Annotated in this window: 1 pseudogene; it reads right to left on the reverse strand. The window is 63.6% G+C overall.

Annotated features, from left to right (window positions below):
* Positions 1 to 327: 327 nt before the first annotated feature.
* Positions 328 to 795 (reverse strand): annotated as a pseudogene (locus XAXN_RS18655) (methyl-accepting chemotaxis protein); the annotation flags it as partial.
* Between the last annotated feature and the right edge of the window lie 57 nt (positions 796 to 852).

Raw genomic sequence — 852 nt, forward strand, 5'->3', positions numbered from 1 at the left:
GGAACCCTGGGCGTATCACTTCGTGTTCGGCTTGAATCTTCGGCGGGCGGCCCATCTTGATGGCTAGTCGTCAGGAGATGATGCAATTGTATGATTATGTAAACACCCTCTGACCTCACTTTTGGCTGTTTTTTTACACGAATCCCTGCCGGCCCTCCAAGGCGTCCGGCGTCGTGGCGCTAGCCTGAGCAGTGCTGCGCTGCCGGGACGAGACGATTCGGCGCATCGCTCGGCCGTTCTCATCGGCGCACCTGTTGACGCGGGGCATTTCCGCAGAAGCCCGGTCGCGCCCGGGTGCGCTCCTACGAATCGGCACGCATGCCAGGCTTATGCCGCGTTGTGGAAGCTGGCGCGCACGATGTTGGAGGCGCCGGGGCGGGCGTCGGATTGCAGGCGGAAGATCGAGACCGCATCGGCCAGTTCCACCGCTTGTTCTTCCAGGCTGCGCGCGGCGGCGGCGGCTTCTTCCACCAGCGCAGCGTTGCGTTGGGTCACTTCGTCCAACTGCGTGACCGTGCGGTTGACCTGCTCGATCCCACTGGACTGCTCGGCGCTGGCCGAGGTGATCTCGCTCATGATGTCGGTGACGTGTTTGACCGAGCCGACGATCTCGCGCCTGGTCGCGCCGGCGCGGTGCACCAGGCCCGAACCCAGTTCCACCTTGTCGGTGGAGTCGGCGATGAGCGTCTTGATTTCCTTGGCGGCGTCGGCCGAGCGCCGCGCCAACGCACGCACTTCCGAAGCCACCACCGCAAAACCGCGGCCCTGTTCGCCGGCACGTGCGGCTTCTACTGAGGGTCGGCAGGGAGTTGTGTAAGAAACAGCCAAAAGTGAGCTAACTCACTGGCAGAA

It is taken from the genome of Xanthomonas axonopodis, assembly GCF_001304695.1.
Classification (GTDB): Bacteria; Pseudomonadota; Gammaproteobacteria; order Xanthomonadales; family Xanthomonadaceae; genus Xanthomonas; species Xanthomonas axonopodis.